We start from the raw sequence: 20,932 nt of genomic DNA on the forward strand, positions 1-20,932 counted from the left end.
GTCGTCGATGACTCCCGGCTGGACCAGCGCCACCCGCACCGTCGAGCCCGCCGCAGGCGTCGGCCCCCAGCCGAACCAGGCGGGTCCGAGTCCGGCGCAGGCCAGGGCGATCACCAGGCAGCACACGCGAGCGGTCACCCCGCGGGCCAGCATCGCTCCGACGATCCCGGTGTTCACCGCGACGATCAGGAAACTGGTCAGCCACACCCCGCCGAGCGCGGCCGAGGCAAGCGTGACGGGCTGGTTCCACTGCGAGGCACCCAGGGCAGCCCACGGACCACCCAAACTAGGCCAGGACCGCACCGCCTCAGCCGAGACCCATGCGCTGGGCAACACGATCATCGCCGTCAGCAATCGACGTGTCGTCACCGCACCCGTGAGCAGTCGGTGCGCAAACCAGCCCCACGGCAGCCATAGGGCTCCGATCCCCGCAGCCATTACCAGCAGCAGGGGACCGGAACTGGAGAGCAGCCAGTACTGCGTCGTCAGCACATAGCCGGCGAGACCACACCACGCCCGCACAGCGGCGTCGGACGCCGTCGGCGCCGCGCGTACCACCAGCAGCAGCGGAACCAGCCCGCCCCAGGCCAGCCACCACCAGGACGGCGCCGGAAATCCCAACGCGGGCAAGGCGCCCAGAATCAGCGCCGCCGCGCGACCCGGCAGGCGCCGCCGCGCGCTCACGCACTCGCGAGGTCGTGGCGGGTCAACCGGAAAGTGCGGGTTAGCCGGTCGGGTCGCGTCGTCAGCGTTACCTCTACCGCGCCGCCCGGTGTGACGACGTAGCGCTCTTCGACATCGGGTCCGTCGTCGCGGCGGTCGACCGGTCGGCGCCGCAGATCCGCCGCATCGTGCAGGTCGGGGTCGAACGGGAAGAACACCGGATCGTAGGGTGTGAGGTCGCCGTCGGGATGGCCGTCGCGCAGGCGGCTGCACTCCACGAACCGGAAATGTCCGATGTTGTGCGCCGCCCGGTACCGGCGGGTGACGACCAGCGGCGGTTGGCCTTCGACCGGCAGCCGCATGCCTTTCGACACAATCGGGTCGAAGCTGACATCTTCTCCTGCCTGCGCTTCGCGGAAAACCCCGAAATGCCGGGAAAGCCGGTCGGACAGCGCGAATCCCGCCTCCTTATCGAGGAAGACCGCCAGCCCGATCGCCGTGGCCGCAAACGGGTGCGGTGAGCGTTTGACGCGCTTCTCGCCGACCTTCTCGTCCAGCACAGTACGCAGCTTCCGGGCGACCAGCGGAAAGCTTCCAGCGCCGCCCACCACGTAGATGCCCGCCACCTCCGACCAGTCCACCTCGTCACCGGCGGCGTCCGCCAGGACGCGCGAGATGACCGCGGCCGTCTTGTCGAAGAGCGGCGTGCAGACCGCATACACGTCGTCGATCGGGCAGGAGAACGGCGGCTGGCCGACCGCGTCGAGGTCGACCAGCAAGTGGCGCGTGTTCGGGCCGACGGCTTCCTTGCGGGCGGCGCACTCCTCGAGCAGCAGCTCCCGGGCGGCGGCATCGAGTCTGGGAAGCTTGGCGCGGTTGCGCACCAGCTGCAAGATCGCCTCGTCGAAGTCGTCGCCGCCAAGACGCTGGATCCCCTCGCTGGTGACCACCTCGTTGAGCCGCCCCGTCATCTTGAGCAGCGACGCGTCGAACGTGCCGCCGCCGAGGTCGTAGATCAGGACGTACTCGCGGTTGGCGGTGATCGTGGAGCGGTAGCGGTGGGCGTACTCGAAGCCCGCCGCCGACGGCTCGTTGAGCAGCGCGACGACGTCGAAGCCGGCCCCCGCGAAGGCGTCCAGCGTCAAAAACCGTTGGGCGCTGGAGGCGTTGGCGGGCACACTGATCGCCGCCTCGACGCGCTCGCCCGGTGCCAGGTCGATGTTCGAGCGGTGCTGCAGGTCGCTTTTGAGTTGGGCGAGAAAGCCCGTGAAAAGGTCGGCCAGCGGGTAGGAGCGCCCGGCCAGGTCCACGGTTGTCCGGGGCCCGGCATCGTTGAGCAGACGCTTGAAGGACCGCAGCACTGACCAGCCCGGCTCGCGACGCAGCGCGGCGGCGTCCAAGCCGAAACGCAGTTCGCCGGCGTCGTTGGCGGCGATCACCGAAGGCCAGGCGTCGATCCCTTCGAACGACGAGACTGGGTAGTTGCCCCTGTCGACGACGGCGACGACGGTGTGCGTGGTGCCGAAGTCGATCCCGACCCTCACCCCGCAAAGCTTAGGCGCTGCAGGGCGTTTCGCGGCGCTTTTACCAGCCGCGCTCCCGCCACTCGTCGAGGTGCGGACGCTCGGCGCCGAGGGTGGTGTCGTCACCGTGCCCCGGGTAGACGACCGTGTCATCACCGAACCGGTCGAAAACTTTCGTCTTGACGCCTTCGAACAATGAATTGAAGTCAGCCGCTTTGGTTGTCCGCCCGACACCGCCCGGGAACAGGCAGTCCCCGGTGAACAACTGGGTGACCTCACCCGTGGCGGGCCCGTCGAGAGCCAGCGCAACCGATCCGGGCGTGTGGCCACGTAAATGAATGACGTCGAACGTCAGCTTGCCGATCTGTACAGTGTCGCCGTCGGCGAGGAACCGATCCGGCTTGACCGGCAGCGGGCCGGCGTCGATCTTGTGGGCGGCGGTCGGCGCGCCAGTGGCGTCAGAGACCGCTTCCAGCGCCTGCCAGTGATCCCAGTGCTGGTGGCTGGTGACGATCAGCGACACCTTCGGCGCATACTGCTGTACCAGGTCGATCAGGACGTCGGCGTCGTTGGCGGCATCGATCAGCAGCGTTTCCCCGGTCTCGGAACACGTGACCAGGTATGCGTTGTTATCCATCGGGCCCACCGATGCCTTGACGATCGTCGCGCCCGGCAAGGTGCGCCGTGCTGCGGTGCCCGGGTCGACATGACCGGTGTAGTTGTCGTCGACGAGAGTCATAGCCGCCGCTCCTCCTCATCGCTTCGCTCTGCATCATCGCCGGCGCGGGTCATACTGGCCACAGTACTGCCCGGTTGATTGTCGGTAGGGGCACATAGCATGGGAACGACGTGTAATGACCAAGAAGGGATCCGTTGGCTGAGCGCCTAATCGTCAAGGGTGCGCGTGAGCACAACCTGCGCAGCGTCGACCTGGATTTGCCGCGGGAGGCGTTGATCGTTTTCACCGGGCTGTCCGGCTCGGGAAAGTCTTCGCTGGCGTTCGACACGATCTTCGCCGAGGGGCAGCGGCGCTACGTCGAATCGCTGTCGGCTTACGCTCGTCAATTCCTGGGCCAGATGGACAAGCCCGACGTCGACTTCATCGAGGGCCTGTCCCCGGCGGTGTCCATCGACCAGAAGTCGACCAACCGCAATCCCCGGTCGACGGTCGGCACGATCACCGAGGTGTATGACTATCTGCGGCTGCTGTATGCCCGCGCCGGCACGCCGCACTGCCCGGTGTGCGGCGAGCGGATCGCCCGCCAGACGCCCCAGCAAATCGTCGACCAGGTGTTGGCGATGCCAGAAGGAACCCGGTTCCAGGTGCTGGCTCCGGTGGTACGCACCCGCAAAGGTGAGTTCGTCGACCTTTTCGAGAAACTCAACACGCAGGGCTATAGCCGGGTGCGGGTCGACGGTGTGGTGCATTCGCTGACCGATCCACCGAAGCTGAAGAAGCAGGAAAAGCACGACATCGAGGTCGTGGTGGACCGGCTGACCGTCAAGCCCAGCGCCAAGCAGCGGCTCACCGAATCGGTCGAGACCGCCCTGAGTTTGGCCGACGGCATCGTCGTGCTGGAGTTTGTCGACCACGCCCACGATGCCCACAACCGAGAACAGCGGTTCTCCGAGAAGCTGGCCTGCCCCAACGGGCATTCGTTGGCCGTCGACGACCTTGAGCCGCGGTCGTTTTCGTTCAATTCGCCCTACGGCGCTTGCCCGGAATGCACCGGCCTCGGGATCCGCAAGGAGGTCGATCCGGACCTGGTGGTGCCCGACCCGGAGCTGACCCTGGCCCAGGGCGCGGTGGCGCCCTGGTCGATGGGCCACACCGCCGACTACTTCACCCGGATGATGGCCGGCCTCGGTGAGGCGATGGGCTTCGACGTGAACACCCCGTGGCGCAAGCTGCCGGCCAAGGCGCGCAAGGCGATTCTGGAAGGCTGCGACGAGCAGGTGCACGTCCGCTACCGCAACCGCTACGGCCGCACCCGGTCGTACTACGCCGACTTCGAAGGCGTGATGGCGTTCCTGCAGCGCAAAATGCAGCAGACCGAGTCGGACATGATGAAGGAGCGTTACGAGGGCTTCATGCGTGACGTGCCGTGCCCGGTGTGCCAGGGCACACGGCTCAAGCAGGAAATCCTGGCGGTCACGCTAGCCGCGGGGGAGCGGGGCAAGAAGTCCATCGCCGAGGTGTGCGACCTGTCGATTTCGGAGTGTGCAGAGTTCTTGAACGCGCTCACCCTGGGCCCTCGCGAACAGGCCATCGCCGGGCAGGTGCTCAAGGAAATCCAGTCGCGGCTGGGCTTTCTGCTCGACGTCGGGCTGGACTACCTGTGCCTGTCGCGGGCTGCCGCAACGCTGTCCGGCGGTGAGGCGCAACGCATCCGGCTGGCCACCCAGATCGGCTCCGGTCTGGTCGGCGTGCTGTACGTGCTCGACGAGCCCTCGATCGGTCTGCACCAGCGTGACAACCGTCGTCTCATCGAAACGCTCACCCGCTTACGGGATTTGGGCAACACCCTGATTGTCGTCGAGCACGACCTGGACACCATCGCGCATGCGGACTGGATCGTTGACATCGGGCCGGGCGCCGGGGAGCACGGCGGCCAAATCGTGCACAGCGGAACGTATGACGAACTGCTGCGCAACAGCAACTCGATCACCGGCGCCTACCTGTCGGGCTCGGAAAGCATCGAGATTCCGGCTATCCGGCGCCCGGTCGACCGGCGGCGCCGGCTCACGGTGGTCGGGGCGCGAGAACACAACTTGCGCGAGATCGACGTGTCGTTTCCGCTCGGCGTGCTCACCTCGGTTACCGGGGTATCGGGCTCCGGTAAGTCGACGTTGGTCAACGACATTCTGGCCGCAGTGCTGGCCAACAAGCTCAACGGTGCCCGGCAGGTGCCGGGCCGGCACACCCGGGTCACCGGCCTCGACCACGTCGACAAGCTGGTGCGGGTGGACCAGTCGCCGATCGGGCGCACGCCACGCTCCAACCCGGCCACCTACACCGGGGTATTCGACAAGATCCGGACCTTGTTCGCGGCCACCACCGAGGCCAAGGTCCGCGGGTATCAACCGGGCCGGTTCTCGTTCAACGTCAAAGGCGGCCGCTGCGAGGCCTGTTCGGGCGACGGCACCATCAAGATCGAAATGAACTTCCTGCCGGACGTGTACGTGCCGTGCGAGGTTTGCCATGGCGCGCGCTACAACCGGGAAACGCTTGAGGTGCACTACAAGGGCAAGACGATCTCCGAGGTGCTCGACATGTCGATCGAGGAAGCCGAGGAGTTCTTCGCGCCGATCACCGGCATCCACCGGTATCTGCGCACGCTGGTCGACGTCGGATTGGGTTATGTGCGGCTCGGGCAGCCGGCGCCGACACTGTCCGGCGGTGAGGCACAACGAGTGAAGCTGGCCTCCGAGCTGCAGAAGCGCTCCACCGGCCGCACTGTCTACATTCTCGACGAGCCCACCACCGGGCTGCATTTCGATGACATCCGCAAGCTGCTCAATGTCCTCAACGGCCTGGTCGACAAAGGCAATACGGTGATCGTCATCGAGCACAACCTCGACGTGATCAAGACGTCGGACTGGATCATCGACATGGGGCCGGAGGGCGGCGCCGAAGGCGGAACCATCGTGGCGGAAGGCACACCCGAGGACATCGCGGCGGTGCCGGAAAGCTACACCGGCAAGTTCCTCGCCGAGACGCTCGGTGTGCCGGTCAATGCTACGCCAGGGTCGAACCGGCGTCGCCGCGTCAGCGCCTAGCGGGTCTTATCGCCCCGAGTGTGTCGGTTGTGCCCGACAAATTGGCACAATCGCGCCTACAAGGTGCACACGCGGCGGAACCTCAGGTGGCGCTGCCCTGGATGGCCGCGACGGAAACCGCGGGTTGATCCGCACCGCCTAGCGGGTGTCCTTGTGCATCGACTCTCGGATGGCAGCTAGCCGCTCGGCTGCCGCCTTTTGCCGCGCCTCGTACTGCTCCTCGATGCTGCGTCCCTCTGGGCTTTCGGAGTCCAACTCTGCTGCGCCGACGGACGTTTCGTATCGGGCCTCGATCTTCTCACGGACCGAATTGAATGTCGGTACGCCCGACCCGGTGTCCGCGGCTCCCGAACTGGTCACAGCGCCAGGCTCAGCAGGGGGACGTTTCGGAGCGTCAGGCATCTGGACATGCTACCGCCCGGCGACCTGCTGTCACCTCGGCTAGCTGGGAAGCAGACCCCTGGCTGCGGATCGGCCCGCAGTGACATAGCGTGCTAAAGGTGGTGGATTTCGCGCTGCGATCCTGTGGATTGCGTGGGCATGCGACATTTGCCCCCGACGAGCCGGCGCTACGCGAACGCTTGAAGGCCGACACTCCGGCCGGCGAGGCATGGCGCTGTTTGCGGTGCGAAACCTTCGTTGTCGGCGCTCCCCGCCAAAGTGGTCCCGCGGACACGGCACCTGAGATCCCGCGGGGGCGGATGTTGCGGGATCGAACGTTGATGCGGGCGCTCGCGGTTGAACGCGCGATTCGGGGCGTCGTCTTTGTCTTGCTGGCGGTCGGCGTGCTCAAGGTCCGTGGCTCAAGGGCACGGTTGCAGCAAGCGTTCGAGCAAGATCTTCCCCTGATCCGGCCGTTGGCCAACCAGATCGGATGGAATCCCGACAACTCCAAAATCGTCCGCCACGTAGCGCACCTGTTCGCGCTGTCGTCGTCGACGTTTTTGTGGATCGCGCTCGGGTTCGCCGCCTACGCGGCGATCGAGTTTGTTGAAGCCGTCGGGCTGTGGCTGGTACGGCGGTGGGGCGAATACTTCGCGGTGATCGCAACCAGCGTATTCCTGCCGCTGGAAGTCTATGAGCTCACCGAAAAGGTCACGGCTGTCCGCATTATCGCGTTCCTGATCAACATCGTCGCGGTGGTGTGGCTGCTGTGGAGCAAACACCTCTTCGGCCTCAACGGCGGTGCGGAAGTCTATCGACAAGAGCACCGGGCAGAAAGCCTGTTGACCGTGGAACGCGCCGGTCTGCGCGAAACCGCCGGCAAAACAAGCGGCTAGCGGTCGGTAATCCGCTGGCGGTCTAAGTCGCGCACCATCTGCTGACCCGTGCGACCGACGTCACGGGCTACTTAGCCGCGGCGTGACGGTGCGGCGCCGGGCCGGGTGCCGCCGGCGGGGGTGGAGTCGACGGGGTAGGTAGCGGGATCCGTGCCACGTCGGCAGTACCGAGTTGGCCGGCCAGCCACGGCAACGCAGACGTGAACATCCGGTCCGCGAACGGCCAGTCGTGCTTGCCGGGCTGCACGATCACCGCGCAGTCGATGCCATTGGCGCGGCCGAGCGTGCACAGCGACTGCGCGGCTAGAGCCTGCTCGTTGGGGTGACCGGTGAGCAACCGGCCGGCGACTGTGCCGGCGTCGGCGACCGCCACGCTGCGATGCTGCGCCGGCTCGCCGTCCGAGTTGACCCCGAACCAGCCGGAAACCCCCGCATACGGACCATGTCTCTTGATGACGGTGGTCGGGTCGAACGCAGCCCACGCGGCGGCGTTCCCGCCGAACAGCCGGGCAATGGTCTGTGCCTTTGTCCCGGTGTTGGGACCCAGGTCTCCGGCGATGTCAACGAAAGCGCTGAACAGGTCGGGGTGCATGACCGTCAGATCAACAGCGCACGTCCCGCCCATCGAAAAACCGACGATGCCCCAATTCGACCTTTCCGGGCTGACCCCGAAGGTGGAAATCATGAAAGGCCGCAAGTCCTTGGTGAGATGGTCGGCGGCATTGCCGCGGCTGCCGTTCACGCATTCGGTGTCGTTATTGAACGCGCCCCCGGAGTCCGCGAACACGAACACCGGCGCGTTGCCCCCGTGTGCGGCGGCGAACTCGTCGATTGTCGCTACCGCATTGCCGGCCCGCAGCCAGTCGGCAGGCGTGTTGAACTCGCCGCCGATCATCATCACGGTGGGCAGCTGCGGCGGCGGAGTGCTGGCAAACCATGCCGGCGGCAGATACACCAGCTCCCCGCGGTGCTTGAAGTGTGACGCGTCGGCGGGGATGGTCACCGGCACCACGCTGCCGCGGGGCGGAAGCGCACGCTTCCCGGCCATCGCCGCCACCGTGGTTTTGTCGGTCTGGTCGGGCAAAGGACCAGCGGTGAGCTGGTTCCAGGCCGTCTGCACCGTCGGGAAGTACCCCACCCACCCGTTGAGTGCCAGCGCCGAGCACAGCAAGCACAGCGGTACGGCCACCATCGACGTCGTACGCCGCCACCAGCGGGCGCTGCGCCAGCCCAGCAGCAGGACCGCAGCCGCGGCGCCGGTCAACGCAATCCACAGCCACAGCGTGGGCGGCGCCGGCTCGTCGGCCAGCCCGTCGGTGTTGATGAACCAGTGTGTCCCAATTGCGACCACCATGCCGACGGCCGCAGCTACCGGCAGGCCCAGTACCCGCCAGCGGCGCGATCGCCACCCGGCCGCCAACACCAACACAACCGCCGTCAGCGCCTGGACCGTGATCGGCACCCACCCGTGCATTAGCGAGGTGTAGTGACCGACCAGCAGCGGCGCAGCGACAGTTGCGGAGGAAGCTGGCACACCATTCATTGTCATCCATTGTGATGCATGCGTGAACTCGTTCACGAGCGGTTCACCAACTGCCACCCACCGGCCACGTTGCTGGCGGGCATTCCATGTGCTAGCGCGGTTTGGCCAGCGGGAAGGGCAGGGTCTCGCGGATGCCGCGACCGGTGATGAGCATGACCACGCGGTCGACACCCATCCCGAGGCCGCCGGTGGGCGGCATCGCGTATTCCATCGCCTGCAGGAAGTCCTCGTCGAGTTCCATCGCCTCGGCGTCACCGCCAGCGGCGAGCAAGGATTGCTCCTGCAGGCGGCGGCGCTGCTCCACCGGGTCAGTGAGCTCGGTATAGGCAGTGCCGAGCTCGACGCCCCAGGCCACCAGATCCCAGCGTTCGGCCACTCCGCGTTTACTGCGGTGCGGCCGGGTCAGCGGCGACACCGAGACCGGAAAGTCGATGTAGAAGGTGGGATGCTCGGTGCGGGACTCGACCAGATGCTCGTAGAGCTCGAGCACCACCGCGCCGGCGTCCCAGCGACGCAGGTAAGGGACGTCGGCGGCGTCGGCCAGCTTGCGCAGCGTCGCCAAGTCGGTGTCGCCATCGATGTATTCACCAAGTGCCTCGGACACCGCGTCGTGCACCGTCTTCACCGGCCAAACACCGGAGATGTCGATCGGTTTGACGCCCTCACCCGTCGGTTCGTCTGAGGGACGCAGCACGACCTGCTTGCCGTGCGCCGCCTCGGCGGCGTTTTGGATCAATTCTCGACAGCCGTCCATCCAGGTCCGATAGTCGGCGTGCGCCTGGTAGGCCTCCAGCAGCGTGAACTCCGGGTTGTGGCTGGAGTCGACGCCTTCATTGCGAAACGCCCGGCCCAGTTCGAATACCCGCTCCACGCCGCCGACGCAGAGCCGCTTCAGGTACAGCTCCGGCGCGATGCGCAGGTACAGATCCATGTCGTAGCTGTTGATGTGAGTGATGAACGGGCGAGCGCTGGCACCGCCGTGGATCTGCTGCAGGACCGGCGTCTCGACTTCGACAAAGCCCTTGGCGAACAGCGTCTCCCGCAGCGAACGCAACACCTTGCTGCGCACCGTGATCAGTTCACGTGATTCGGTGTTCACCGCCAGGTCGAGGTAGCGGGCCCGCACCCGAGCCTCGGCGTCGGTGAGTCCCTTCCACTTGTTGGGAAGCGGACGCAGGCACTTGCCGATCAGCCGCCATCGGCGAACCAGCAGCGAGCGCGTCCCGTTTTTGCTGAACCCCATGTGCCCGGTCACTTCCACCAGATCGCCCAGATCGATGGCGTGAGTGAAATCGGCGGTGCAACCCTCTTCAAGCTGCGAATTGTCCAGCAGCACCTGCATTTCCGCCGACCAATCGCGTATCTGGGCGAACAGCACGCCGCCGAAGTCGCGGATGCGCAGCACGCGACCGGACACCGAAACGCTCGCCTGGTCGTCGGCCGCCAACGCGCTGGCGACGCTGTGGCTGGGTGGACGGCCTATCGGGTAAGCGTCAACACCGTTGGCTTGCAGGGCCTTCAGCTTGGCCAGCCGTACCCGCACCTGTTCGGGCAGCCGCCGATGCGACTCATCCCACTCAGAGGTCTCCGCGGGCTGGAGATTACTCAGATCGGGCGCGGTGCCGTCGTGGTGCAAGAGCCCGGTCGCCACCAGCGTCGGCGGCACCGACGGATGGTGACCGGTGTGCTGCTTGGTGCGGCGACTGAAGGGGAACACCAGAAAGCCCTCGGCGAGGGCAGAAGCGACACCGACCCGCGGGATCATCCGGGCGTCCTCGTAGCAGGCGTACCGCGGCACCCATTCCGGTTGATACTTCGCGTTCGAACGATACAGCGTCTCCAGCTGCCACCAGCGGGAGAAGAACACCAGCAGCCCGCGCCACAATCGTGCGATCGGGCCGGCACCGAGCTGCGCGCCCTGGGCAAACGCGGAGCGAAACATCGCGAAGTTCAGTGAAATGCGGGAAATGCCAAGGCGTTCGCCATGCAAGGCCAGTTCACTGACCATGAGCTCGATGGTGCCGTTAGGGGATTGAGGCGACCGGCGCATCAGATCCAGCGATACGCCGTTGTGCCCCCACGGCACCAGCGAGAGCATTGCCACCACCTCGTGGTCGGGGCGCAGGGCCTCCACCAGCAGGCAGTCGCCGTCAGCGGGGTCACCGAGCCGGCCGAGGGCCATCGAGAACCCGCGCTCGGTTTCGGTGTCCCGCCAGGCGTCGGCGCGGGAGATCACCTGTGCCATCTCGTCGGCGGGAATTTCCAGGTGCCGGCGGATGCGCACGGTCAACCCGGCGCGGCGCGCCCGGGTGACCGCCTGGCGCACGCCGCGCATGTCCGGGCCGGACAGTTTGAAATCGGCGGTATGCAAAACGGCTTCGTCGCCGAGCTCCAGGGCGTTCAAGCCCGCCCGTCGAAATGCTTGTGCCCCTTGCGAACTGGCGCCCATGACACCGGCTGTCCAACCGTAGGACTGGCCCAGCCGCAACCACGCGTCGATGGCTTTCGGCCACGCCGTGGGGTCGCCTATCGGGTCGCCGCTGGCAAGGCACACCCCGACCTCGACCCGGTAGGTGATGGCGGCGCGGCCGTTGGGCGCGAACACCACCGACTTGTCGCGGCGGGTGGCGAAGTAGCCGAGAGAGTCGTTTTTCCCGTACAACTCGAGCAGACCGCGGATGGCGGATTCGTCCTCTCCGGTCAGCGCGTTCTCGGCGCGCTGGGATTGGAACAGCACAATCGCCGCGGCCATCAGCGCCAGTGCGCCGAGCAGGCCGAAGAGGTCGTTGAGGATGACATGCGGGCGGCCCTGGAACAGATCGGGGTCGGCCAGCGCGAAGCCGACGACTCGGTTCGCCACGTAGGGCAACCGATCCTGCCGCGCCAGCGACCCTGGGAACAGCTCGACCAGTCCCCAAGACAGCAGAATCCCGATCGCCCATCCGGCAAGCAGCACGCCGGCCGACTTGTAAAGCGCGCCGTGGCGAACCTTGGCCCAAAATTCTCGGTAGGCCAACACGAGGAGGGCGACCGCGGCCACGTGCAGCGTGAAGCCGAAACTTTCCCCGAAAGTCTGCAGCGGCGTGTTCCCACCCGCTACCAGATCTGCGACGTTCAACGCGGCGGCAATGAGCAGGTTGCCGACCAATACCCACCAGGCGATGCGCTTGCGTGCGGTCAGCGCGCCGGCCAGCAAGGCCAGGATGAACGACCACGCGAAACTAGTGTCGGGAAAGTTGAAGACGTAGTCGTTGATGAATTCCCGGGGAACTTTGATAACCCATCTGACCAGCGGCGACACGCTCGCCACCAGCGACAGGGTGGCGATCACGCCGACAGTCCAGCCGGCGGCCGCCGGAACCCAGTGGTACCGGGAGGTCGGCCGGCTCGTGGTTAGGGTCACAGACCGCGAGGATATTCGCTTCAGCTGGGACACGCGTGAGGCCACATCGCAACCACCGCGTCTAGCTGCCGGTCAGCACGTCATGACTGCTAAACTGGCCCGTGCGACCGTCCCGGCGAAGGCTGGGAACAGCAAGTGGAGTCCCACTCCCACCGCTGGCCGCGGGAATTCTCCAAGGCTCAGCGGTCCGGTCACAGGCATCGTGCCTGTCCTGCGCACGCCGCAGGCGGCTCAGTCCGCGACCGGTCGGCACTAGGGCCCTGCTGCAGCAGGGCCTTTTTGCTGATGGCGGGGCCATCCACCTGCTGCATCCCACAGAACCGGGCCCCGGTCGCGAACGAGGAGACATCCAAGGGAGGCCACATCAGCACTGAGACCCGCGTCAACGAACGCATCCGCGTACCTGAAGTCCGATTGATCGGACCGGGAGGTGAGCAGGTAGGCATCGTGCGGATCGAAGACGCACTCCGCGTCGCCGCGGACGCCGATCTCGACCTTGTCGAAGTCGCCCCGAACGCCAGACCACCGGTCTGCAAGATCATGGACTACGGCAAGTTCAAATACGAGGCGGCGCAGAAGGCGCGCGAGTCTCGCAGAAACCAGCAGCAGACCGTCGTCAAGGAACAGAAGCTGCGACCCAAGATCGACCCCCACGACTACGAGACCAAGAAGGGTCACGTCATCCGCTTTTTGGAGGCGGGGTCGAAGGTCAAGGTCACCATCATGTTCCGCGGACGCGAGCAGTCCCGGCCCGAACTGGGCTATCGACTGTTGCAGCGCCTGGGCGCCGACGTCGCCGACTACGGCTTCGTCGAGACGGCCGCGAAACAGGACGGACGCAATATGACGATGGTGCTGGCGCCGCACCGCGGCGCGAAGACTCGGGCCAGGGCGGCGCGACAAGCCGTCGCACCCATACCCGAGCCCGCACCCAACAGCGATACCGAACCATCGAACTGACCAGAACTGAGGACACATGCCCAAAGCCAAGACCCACAGTGGGGCTGCAAAACGATTCCGCCGCACCGGAACCGGCAAAATTGTGCGCCAGCATGCCAACCGGCGGCATTTGTTCGAGCACAAGCCCACTACGAGGACCCGACGGCTGGAGGGCCGCACCGCGGTGTCGGCGAACGACACCAAGCGGGTCAAGTCGATGTTGAACGGCTGACGACGCCGACTAAGTACGTCCGAACGAGGATAGGAATACCCAATGGCACGCGTGAAGCGGGCTGTCAACGCCCACAAGAAGCGGCGCACCGTCCTGAAGGCCTCGCGAGGCTATCGCGGACAGCGGTCTCGGCTTTACCGCAAAGCCAAAGAGCAGCAATTGCATTCGCTGAACTACGCGTTCCGCGACCGTCGGGCACGCAAGGGCGAGTTTCGCAAGCTGTGGATCTCACGGATCAACGCGGCAGCGCGCGCTAACGACATCACCTACAACCGGCTCATTCAAGGCCTCAAAGCCGCCGGCGTCGAGGTAGACCGCAAGAACCTCGCCGACATCGCAGTGAGCGATCCGGCGGCGTTCACCGCACTGGTCGATGTGGCTCGGTCGGCACTGCCCGACAACGTCAACGCGCCTTCGGGAGAAGCTGCCTGACACCAGGCTCGCGGCCGGTGCTCACCGAACGCTCGGCCCGGGTGGTCGCGGCAGTCAAACTCCACCGCCCTGTGCGGCGGCGCAGCGCGCAGCGGTTTCTCGCCGAAGGCCCCAACCTGGTCGAGGCGGCATCCAGGCGCGGTCTGGTGCGGGAGATCTTCGTCACCGAATCCGCGGCGCATCGGCACGCCCAGCTGTTGGGCGCCCAGGACGTTCCGGTTCACCTGGTGAACGAGCGTGCCGCCAAAGCACTTTCGCAGACGGTGACCCCGGCGGGCTTGGTCGCGGTGTGCGAGCTTCCCGCCACCGGCCTGGAAGATGTGCTGGCCGGCAACCCGGCGCTGATCGCGGCCGCCGTCGAGATCAGCGAGCCCGGCAACGCCGGCACGTTGATCCGCATCGCCGACGCCATGGGTGCCGCGGCGGTGATTCTGTTGGGGCACAGCGTCGATCCGTACAACGGCAAGTGCCTACGCGCCTCGGCGGGCAGCATCTTCGCGATCCCGATCGTCATCGCGCCGGATACCCGGGCGGCTGTCGAGGCGATGCACAACGCGGGTCTGCAGGTGCTGGCCACCACAGTGGACGGGCAGACCAGCCTCGGCGATGCCGAACCGCTGCTGGGTCAGCCGACGGCGTGGCTGTTCGGTCCCGAGTCCCATGGTCTGCCTGACGAGATTGCGCAGTTGGCCGACCACCGGGTTCGCATCCCGATGTCGGGCAGCGCGGAAAGCCTCAATATCGCTGCCGCAGCGGCGATTTGCCTGTACCAAAGCTCGCGAGCGCTGCGATCCGTTCGCTGACCGCAATTGTCAGGCCGCCGTGCCGCGGCCCCAGGCAGGGCGCCGGCCGGCCAGCGCAAACGTGGTGTGCATTAACGATCCGGCGCGCTCGATGATCGTTTTGCGCGGCGGGAAGTAATGCATCGGCAGGCCGCGGCGATCCCGCGGTGGCGCCATGAATCCCGGCGCCTCGACCAGGGGCGCATCGGCCCGGATTCGTCCCTGGGCGCGGCGGTAGGCGGCCAGCGCCCGCGGGTGCAGCCGGATCTCGTCGGGCACGGCCACGAACGCCAGCTCAACGAATTTTCCGAACAGCCGCAGCAGCACCTCGTCACCCGGTGTCCAGCGCATTCCGGCTTTCTCCCGGACCGGCGGATCGAACAGCCCGGCAGCGATCCAACGCTGGCTGGCCATCCACGGCTTGAACAGCTGATCCCATAGCGGGGTGGGCATCAGCACAAACTTCGGCTTGGGGATCCGCATCCGGAAGATGTCCAGGGTGGCCTGGTTGAGCTCCAACCGCTCCCGGCACACCCGCTCCCAGTACTGCTGGAACTCCTCCCAGGACTTGGGCACCGGCCGCATGCTCATCCCATACATCCGGTACCACTGCACATGCTCGTCGAACAGCTGACGCTTCTCGGCCTCGGTCAAGCCGCCGCAGAAATACTCCGCGACCTTGATCACCAGCATGAAGAACGTGGCGTGCGCCCAGTAGAAGGTCTCCGGGTCCAGCGCGTGGTAACGCCGACCGGCGGCGTCAAGTCCTTTGATGGTGCGGTGGAAGTTCTTGATCTGCTCGCCGGTTCGCGCCGCCCTGTCACCGTCGTAGACCACACCCATGATCGGATACACCGAACGGGCCACCCGTTGTAGCGGCTCGCGCAGCAGGATCGAGTGCTGCTCGACCCCGGCACCGAGCTCGGGATACATGGTTTGTATCGCGCCGATCCATACCCCCATCATTCCGGTGCGCAGGTCACCGAAGTACTTCCACGTCAGCGAGTCCGGGCCGAGCGGCGCTGGCGCAGAATCCCCTGCTGGGCCAGCCTCGCGGCGGCGGGGCAGGGGTTTGGCGGACGTCGTCGATGTCGCGTTCATCACGGCCTCCTAGCCCCGGCGACGATGCGGGCCGTGTTGCGGCCCGAGGAGGAGCCGAGCAATGTGTCGGGTCCGATACGACAAACGATAATGTTGACAACGCATGTTGTCTACGATTTCGCGGGCGTGCCGCCGGACTGTGTCGCCGAGTGCCGGGACCGCCATGCGCGGGCCTCTGACCGGCCGTTTTGCCTGTGTCGGTGGTGGAGATCATGGTGCGCTTCATTGCCGGTCGCGCTGGTCACCACCTATCCTCGACAAAGTGGAACTCGGGCCCAATCCGGCGTCCGGCGAGCCCGAGCAAGCGGCGACCACGCCGGCTCCGTCTGACTCAAAACGCCGTTCTCCGGCGCAGTGGCTGCGTCGCACCAACGAAAGCCCGGGAGTTGTCCAAATGATCCGCCGTGCGCGGCGAGTGTTGCCCGGCGATCCCGACTTCGGTGACCCGCTTTCGACGGCGGGTGAGGGCGGTCCCCGCGCGGCGGCGCGCGCAGCAGGGCGGGTATTCGGGGACCGCGATGCGGCGTCCCGCGAGGTTGGCCTGGGCGCGCTGCAGCTGTGGCAGGCGTTGACCGAGGCCGTCTCCCGGCGCCCGGCCAATCCCGAGGTGACGTTGGTGTTCACCGACCTGGTCGGGTTCTCCGAATGGTCGCTGAAAGCCGGCGACGACGCGGCACTGAAATTGCTGCGACGCGCGGCGAGGGCCGTCGAAACACCGCTGCTGGATGCCGGAGGGCGCATCGTCAAACGGCTAGGCGACGGGATCATGGCGGTGTTTGACAACCCAGTGGCGGCCGTGGAGGCATCCTGCCAGGCCGAGAAAGCACTCAGATCTGTTGAAGTTAACGGCTATACACCACGGATGCGGGTGGGGATCCACACCGGTCATCCACGGCGGGTGGCCGCCGACTGGCTGGGCGTTGACGTCAACATCGCCGCCCGGGTGATGGAGCGCGCCACCAAAGGTGGCATCATGGTTTCGGGTCCGGCACTCGACCGGATTCCGCAAGCCGAGCTGGACGGCCTGGGTGTCGTGGCCAAACGCGCCCATAGACCGCTGTTTGGTGGCAAGCCCAGTGGCGTTCCCGCCGACATGGCCATCTACCGCCTCGAAACTCGTAGGGAAGTTACAGGTGCCGATGCAGACGGAGACGCCGATCCGCAGGCATAGTGGATGGCGATGATTTTTCCGATGTTGTCTAGGTTGGCGCGGGTTCGGATCACGCTGAGTTACGCGGCCGCGTTGGTAGCGGTCAGTATCGCACTTGTGATCCTCGGCCCGCGCGTGCAGCAGCAAGTGATCCTGCACGTCAGTACGAACCTGCATAACTTGGCGCGCGGGAAGATCGGAACGCTTTTCGGCAGCGCGTTCGTGATCGACGCCTGCCCCATGTATGTCTGGCTGCCGGGCCTAGTGTGTCTGCTCGCGCTGGCCGAACTGTTCTGGCACGGTGGCCGGATGACGCTCGCGTTCCTGCTCGGCCATGTTGGCGCGACGCTGGTGGTGGCGGTCGGCCTGATCGCAGCCGTGGAGATGGGCTGGCTGCCGTTGTCGATCAGCCGGTCCAGTGACGTCGGAATGAGCTACGGCGCCGTGGCGGTGCTGGGTGCCCTGACAACCGCGATCCCGTTGCGCTGGCGGCCCGCGTGGATCGGCTGGTGGCTGGCGGTTGGCGTGGCGGGCGCCGCCCTTGGCGGCGAATTCACCGATGCGGGACACACCGTCGCGTTGGTGATAGGCATGATGGTCGCCACGCGGTTCGGCAGGCCGGGGCACTGGACGCCGGTGCGGTATGCGTTGCTGACGGTGGGCGCGTCCTTCGGCTTCCTGCTGCTGGCTCACACCGCGGTGACCGCAACCAGCGGGCTGGTCTTCGGCGCACTGAGCGCGCTGGCCCTCGACCGGATTGCGCGTTGGCGGCTGACTCGCAGGTCCCTGGAAATGGCCGCGATGGCCATCCGGGAGCCGGTCACGCAGAGCTGACCGGTAGGCGATCGCGAGCGCAGCGAAGCTGGGCGCGGCGGGTCGCCTACCAAGAGCTCGTAGTTCCGCCAGCTCACCGGGCCGAAACGGACGGAAGGCGGCCTGTGCCGATCACCTATGATCAGCACTTGCGTCCCGCAAGCAGGAGCGCCTGCTCGTCGCGCCGCGCAGCGCCGGGACGCACCAGCCAGCAAGGAGTCTCGCCGCGTGGGTGATCAACCCGTCGATCCGTCCATCGTGTCGTCGGAGGCACTGACCAAAGCGGTCAACGCCGCCCGGCAAGCCTTCGCGCTGGCGGCCGATCTCGACGCGCTGGCGCGCGCCAAGACCGAGCACCTCGGCGATCGCTCACCGCTGGCGCTGGCGCGCCAAGCATTGGCCGCCCTGCCGGAGGAGGACCGCGCCGATGCCGGCCGGCGTGTCAACGCCGCTCGCGCCGACGCGCAGCGCAACTACGACGAGCGATTGGCCACGCTACGAGCCGAGCGCGACGCGGCCGTCTTGGTCGCCGAGCGCATCGATGTGACCTTGCCGTCGACCCGCCAACCGCCCGGCGCGCGGCATCCCGTGACGATCCTGGGCGAACACATCGCCGACACGTTCATCGCGATGGGATGGGAACTCGTCGAGGGACCGGAGGTCGAGAGCGAGCAGTTCAACTTCGACGCCTTGAACTTTCCACCCGATCACCCCGCGCGCAGCGAGCAGGACACCTTCTATATCGCGCCGGAAGGTTCTCGCCAGGTACTGCGGACGCACACCTCGCCGGTGCAGGTGCGCACGCTGCTCGAACGCGACCTGCCGGTGTACGTGATGTCGATTGGCCGTACGTTCCGCACCGACGAGCTCGACGCCACCCACACGCCGGTGTTCCACCAAATCGAGGGTCTGGCGGTGGACCGGGGGCTTTCGATGGCGCATCTGCGTGGGACGTTGGATGCATTCGCTCGCGCCGAGTTCGGGTCCGAGGCGCGCACCCGAATGCGCCCGCACTTCTTCCCGTTCACCGAGCCCTCCGGCGAGGTAGACGTGTGGTTCGCGAACAAGAAGGGGGGCCCCGGCTGGGTGGAGTGGGGCGGCTGCGGGATGGTCAACCCGAACGTCTTGCGTGCCGTCGGCATCGATCCCGACGTGTACACCGGCTTCGCGTTCGGCATCGGCCTGGAACGCACGCTGCAGTTCCGCAACGGCATCCCCGATATGCGCGACATGGTTGAGGGCGACGTGCGGTTCTCGTTGCCGTTCGGGGTGGGGGCCTGATGCGGGTCCCCCACAGCTGGCTGCGTGAAGTCGTCGCGGTCGGCGCCCCCGGCTGGGACGTGCCCGCCGACGAGCTCGAGCAAACCCTGCTGCGTATCGGCCACGAGGTCGAAGAAGTGGTCCCGCTCGGCCCTGTCACCGGGCCGCTGAGGGTCGGGCGGGTAGCCGCGATCGAAGAGCTGACCGGGTTCAAGAAACCGATCCGCGCCTGCCTGGTCGATGTCGGAGAGGGCCAGCTACGCGAAATTGTCTGCGGCGCAGCGAATTTCGCAGTCGACGATCTGGTGGTGGTCGCGCTACCTGGCACCACGTTGCCGGGTGGCTTCATTATCAGCGCCCGCAAGGCCTATGGGCGCAACTCTGACGGCATGATCTGCTCGGCGGCCGAATTAGGTTTGGGCGCAGACCATTCCGGCATTCTTGTGCTGCCGGCGGGCACTGCCGAACCCGGGGCTGACGCCACCGAGGTGCTCGGTTTCGACGATGTGGTGTTCCACCTGGCCATCACCCCCGACCGCGGCTACTGCATGTCGGTGCGCGGGCTGGCCCGCGAGATCGCCTGCGCCTACGACCTGGACTTCGTCGACCCCGCCGATGTCGCGCCGTTGCCGGTCGAAGGCGAAGCCTGGCCGCTCACCGTCCAACCCGGAACCGGGGTGCGCCGATTTGCGCTGCGCCCGGTCACCGGCATCGACCCGAGCGCGGTATCGCCGTGGTGGCTGCAGCGCCGGTTACTGCTTGCGGGTATCCGGGCGATTTCGCCGGCCGTCGACGCCACCAACTACGTGATGCTGGAGTTGGGCCACCCGATGCACGCCCACGACCGCAACCGGATCACCGGTGGCATGGGCGTACGGTTCGCGCGACCGGGCGAAACGATGACCACCCTCGACGACGTCGAGCGCCGCCTCGAGCCCTCCGACGTGCTGATCGTCGACGACGTCGCCACCGCCGCGATCGGCGGAGTGATGGGATCGAGCAGCACCGAAACACACGACGGCTCCACCGATGTGCTCTTGGAGGCGGCGGTATGGGATCCGGCCGCCGTGTCGCGCACCCAGCGGCGACTGCACTTGGGCAGCGAGGCCGCCCGCCGCTACGAGCGCGGCGTCGACCCGGCAATCTCGGTGGCCGCGCTGGATCGCTGCGCAGCGCTGTTGGCTGAGATCACCGGCGGCACCGTGTCACCGACGCTGACTGATTGGCGGGGCGACCCGCCGCGCCACGACTGGTCGCTGCCGCCCATCCGGATGGCCACTGACCTGCCCGACCGCACCGCCGGCGTCGGATACCCGCCGGGCACGACCGTGCGGCGGCTGACCCAGATCGGCGCCGGGGTGACTGCCGACGGCGACGTGCTGACCGTGACGCCGCCGAGTTGGCGGCCCGATCTGGTGCAGCCCGCTGATTTGGTCGAGGAAGTGTTGCGGCTGGAAGGCTTCGCGGTGATCCCGTCGGTGTTGCCGGCGGCGCCCGCCGGCCGAGGTCTGACCCCCAAGCAAAAGCGCCGCCGCGCGATCGGCAAGTCCCTCGCGTTATCCGGTTACGTCGAAGTCCTGCCGACACCGTTTCTGCCCGCGGGCGTGTTCGACCGGTGGGGGTTGCCCGCCGACGATCCGCGCCGCGCCACCACACAGGTGCTCAACCCGCTGGAGGCCGATCGCCCGCATCTGGCCACCACGCTGCTTCCCGGGCTGCTAGAAGCACTGGCGCGCAACGTCTCTCGAGGCATCGTCGACGTCGCGCTGTTCGCCATCGCGCAGGTGGTCCATCCGACTTTCCAGAGCCGAAGCATAGGCCTCATCCCGGTGGACCGCCGCCCCACCGACGACGAAATCGCCCGGCTCGACGCGTCACTGCCGCGCCAACCACAGCACGTCGCGGTGGTGCTGACAGGACTTCGGGAACCGCGCGGCCCCTGGGGCGCCGGGCGGCGGGCCGAAGCCGCCGACGCGTTCGAGGCGGTTCGGATCATCGCCCGCGCCTGCGGCGTCGACGTTTCCCTGCGTG

16 protein-coding genes and 1 pseudogene are annotated in these 20,932 nt (G+C 66.8%); 10 read left to right on the forward strand and 7 right to left on the reverse strand.

Annotated elements, in window-relative coordinates; translation table 11 throughout:
* The 3 genes and pseudogenes from ACFE99_RS10250 to ACFE99_RS10260 form a co-directional block, all read right to left on the reverse strand.
* Positions 1–684 (reverse strand): annotated as a pseudogene (locus ACFE99_RS10250) (apolipoprotein N-acyltransferase); the annotation flags it as partial.
* On the reverse strand, positions 681–2,207 hold the full coding sequence (locus tag ACFE99_RS10255; RefSeq protein WP_375484859.1) for an Hsp70 family protein: 1,527 nt from the start codon (positions 2,205–2,207) through the stop codon (positions 681–683). The gene ACFE99_RS10255 and the pseudogene ACFE99_RS10250, both read right to left, overlap by 4 nt.
* A 40-nt stretch (positions 2,208–2,247) precedes the next feature.
* Positions 2,248–2,925 (reverse strand): MBL fold metallo-hydrolase, encoded by a 678-nt coding sequence (locus ACFE99_RS10260; RefSeq protein WP_375484861.1) that lies wholly within the window; start codon positions 2,923–2,925, stop codon positions 2,248–2,250.
* A 134-nt stretch (positions 2,926–3,059) separates the two neighbouring features.
* On the opposite strand from ACFE99_RS10260, the gene uvrA reads away from it, so the two are divergent.
* Positions 3,060–5,966, forward strand: a complete 2,907-nt coding sequence (gene uvrA, locus ACFE99_RS10265) for an excinuclease ABC subunit UvrA (protein ID WP_375484863.1) — start codon at positions 3,060–3,062, stop codon at positions 5,964–5,966.
* Positions 5,967–6,104: 138 nt separating this feature from the next.
* Here uvrA and ACFE99_RS10270 read toward each other — a convergent pair whose 3' ends face one another.
* Positions 6,105–6,368 carry a hypothetical protein gene (locus ACFE99_RS10270; RefSeq protein ID WP_375484865.1) on the reverse strand — a complete coding sequence of 88 codons (264 nt, stop codon included), beginning with the start codon at positions 6,366–6,368 and terminating at the stop codon, positions 6,105–6,107.
* A 98-nt stretch (positions 6,369–6,466) separates the two neighbouring features.
* On the opposite strand from ACFE99_RS10270, the gene ACFE99_RS10275 reads away from it, so the two are divergent.
* Entirely contained in the window at positions 6,467–7,246 is a 780-nt protein-coding gene (locus tag ACFE99_RS10275; RefSeq protein ID WP_375484867.1) for a DUF2127 domain-containing protein, read from the forward strand.
* 67 nt (positions 7,247–7,313) lie between these two features.
* Here the strand turns inward: ACFE99_RS10275 and ACFE99_RS10280 are convergent, their stop codons facing one another.
* Together ACFE99_RS10280 and lysX are read right to left on the reverse strand one after the other, a co-directional pair.
* Positions 7,314–8,795 carry an alpha/beta hydrolase gene (locus tag ACFE99_RS10280; protein WP_375484869.1) on the reverse strand — a complete coding sequence of 494 codons (1,482 nt, stop codon included), beginning with the start codon at positions 8,793–8,795 and terminating at the stop codon, positions 7,314–7,316.
* An 85-nt stretch (positions 8,796–8,880) separates the two neighbouring features.
* On the reverse strand, positions 8,881–12,192 hold the full coding sequence (gene lysX, locus ACFE99_RS10285; protein WP_375484871.1) for a bifunctional lysylphosphatidylglycerol synthetase/lysine--tRNA ligase LysX: 3,312 nt from the start codon (positions 12,190–12,192) through the stop codon (positions 8,881–8,883).
* Positions 12,193–12,555: 363 nt separating this feature from the next.
* Between lysX and infC the strand changes: the two genes are divergently transcribed.
* From infC to ACFE99_RS10305, 4 genes are read left to right on the forward strand one after another with little or no spacing between them, the layout of a single operon-like run.
* Positions 12,556–13,152 (forward strand): translation initiation factor IF-3, encoded by a 597-nt coding sequence (infC, locus tag ACFE99_RS10290; protein WP_375484887.1) that lies wholly within the window; start codon positions 12,556–12,558, stop codon positions 13,150–13,152.
* A gap of 16 nt (positions 13,153–13,168) precedes the next feature.
* Complete coding sequence (rpmI, locus tag ACFE99_RS10295) at positions 13,169–13,363, forward strand: 50S ribosomal protein L35 (RefSeq protein ID WP_375484873.1); 195 nt, start codon at positions 13,169–13,171, stop codon at positions 13,361–13,363.
* Between the two features lie 42 nt (positions 13,364–13,405).
* Entirely contained in the window at positions 13,406–13,795 is a 390-nt protein-coding gene (gene rplT / locus ACFE99_RS10300; protein ID WP_375484875.1) for a 50S ribosomal protein L20, read from the forward strand.
* Positions 13,796–13,812: 17 nt separating this feature from the next.
* Positions 13,813–14,598 (forward strand): TrmH family RNA methyltransferase, encoded by a 786-nt coding sequence (locus ACFE99_RS10305; protein WP_375484877.1) that lies wholly within the window; start codon positions 13,813–13,815, stop codon positions 14,596–14,598.
* 9 nt (positions 14,599–14,607) lie between these two features.
* Here the strand turns inward: ACFE99_RS10305 and ACFE99_RS10310 are convergent, their stop codons facing one another.
* Positions 14,608–15,678, reverse strand: coding sequence for an oxygenase MpaB family protein (locus ACFE99_RS10310; protein ID WP_375484879.1), 1,071 nt, complete (start codon positions 15,676–15,678; stop codon positions 14,608–14,610).
* A gap of 262 nt (positions 15,679–15,940) precedes the next feature.
* Here ACFE99_RS10310 and ACFE99_RS10315 point away from each other — a divergent pair, with 262 nt between their 5' ends.
* The 4 genes from ACFE99_RS10315 to pheT form a co-directional block, all read left to right on the forward strand.
* Positions 15,941–16,849, forward strand: coding sequence for an adenylate/guanylate cyclase domain-containing protein (locus tag ACFE99_RS10315; RefSeq protein ID WP_375484881.1), 909 nt, complete (start codon positions 15,941–15,943; stop codon positions 16,847–16,849).
* 9 nt (positions 16,850–16,858) lie between these two features.
* Positions 16,859–17,662: a rhomboid-like protein gene (locus ACFE99_RS10320; RefSeq protein WP_375484889.1), complete on the forward strand. Its 804-nt coding sequence runs from the start codon at positions 16,859–16,861 to the stop codon at positions 17,660–17,662.
* A gap of 207 nt (positions 17,663–17,869) precedes the next feature.
* Positions 17,870–18,922: a phenylalanine--tRNA ligase subunit alpha gene (pheS, locus tag ACFE99_RS10325; protein ID WP_375484883.1), complete on the forward strand. Its 1,053-nt coding sequence runs from the start codon at positions 17,870–17,872 to the stop codon at positions 18,920–18,922.
* The coding region (gene pheT / locus ACFE99_RS10330) for a phenylalanine--tRNA ligase subunit beta (RefSeq protein WP_375484885.1) at positions 18,922–20,932 on the forward strand (2,011 nt) is incomplete at its 3' end. The genes pheS and pheT, both read left to right, overlap by 1 nt.

The organism is uncultured Mycobacterium sp. (assembly GCF_964249325.1).
GTDB lineage: Bacteria > Actinomycetota > Actinomycetes > Mycobacteriales > Mycobacteriaceae > Mycobacterium.

Excerpts from the sequence above, each read along its gene's own strand:
- ACFE99_RS10260 (WP_375484861.1), bottom strand. The coding sequence starts at position 2,925 with ATGACTCTCGTCGACGACAACTACACCGGTCATGTCGACCCGGGCACC.
- ACFE99_RS10270 (WP_375484865.1), bottom strand. The coding sequence starts at position 6,368 with ATGCCTGACGCTCCGAAACGTCCCCCTGCTGAGCCTGGCGCTGTGACC.
- ACFE99_RS10280 (WP_375484869.1), bottom strand. The coding sequence starts at position 8,795 with ATGACAATGAATGGTGTGCCAGCTTCCTCCGCAACTGTCGCTGCGCCG.
- rpmI (WP_375484873.1), top strand. The coding sequence starts at position 13,169 with ATGCCCAAAGCCAAGACCCACAGTGGGGCTGCAAAACGATTCCGCCGC.
- rplT (WP_375484875.1), top strand. The coding sequence starts at position 13,406 with ATGGCACGCGTGAAGCGGGCTGTCAACGCCCACAAGAAGCGGCGCACC.
- ACFE99_RS10310 (WP_375484879.1), bottom strand. The coding sequence starts at position 15,678 with ATGAACGCGACATCGACGACGTCCGCCAAACCCCTGCCCCGCCGCCGC.
- ACFE99_RS10320 (WP_375484889.1), top strand. The coding sequence starts at position 16,859 with ATGATTTTTCCGATGTTGTCTAGGTTGGCGCGGGTTCGGATCACGCTG.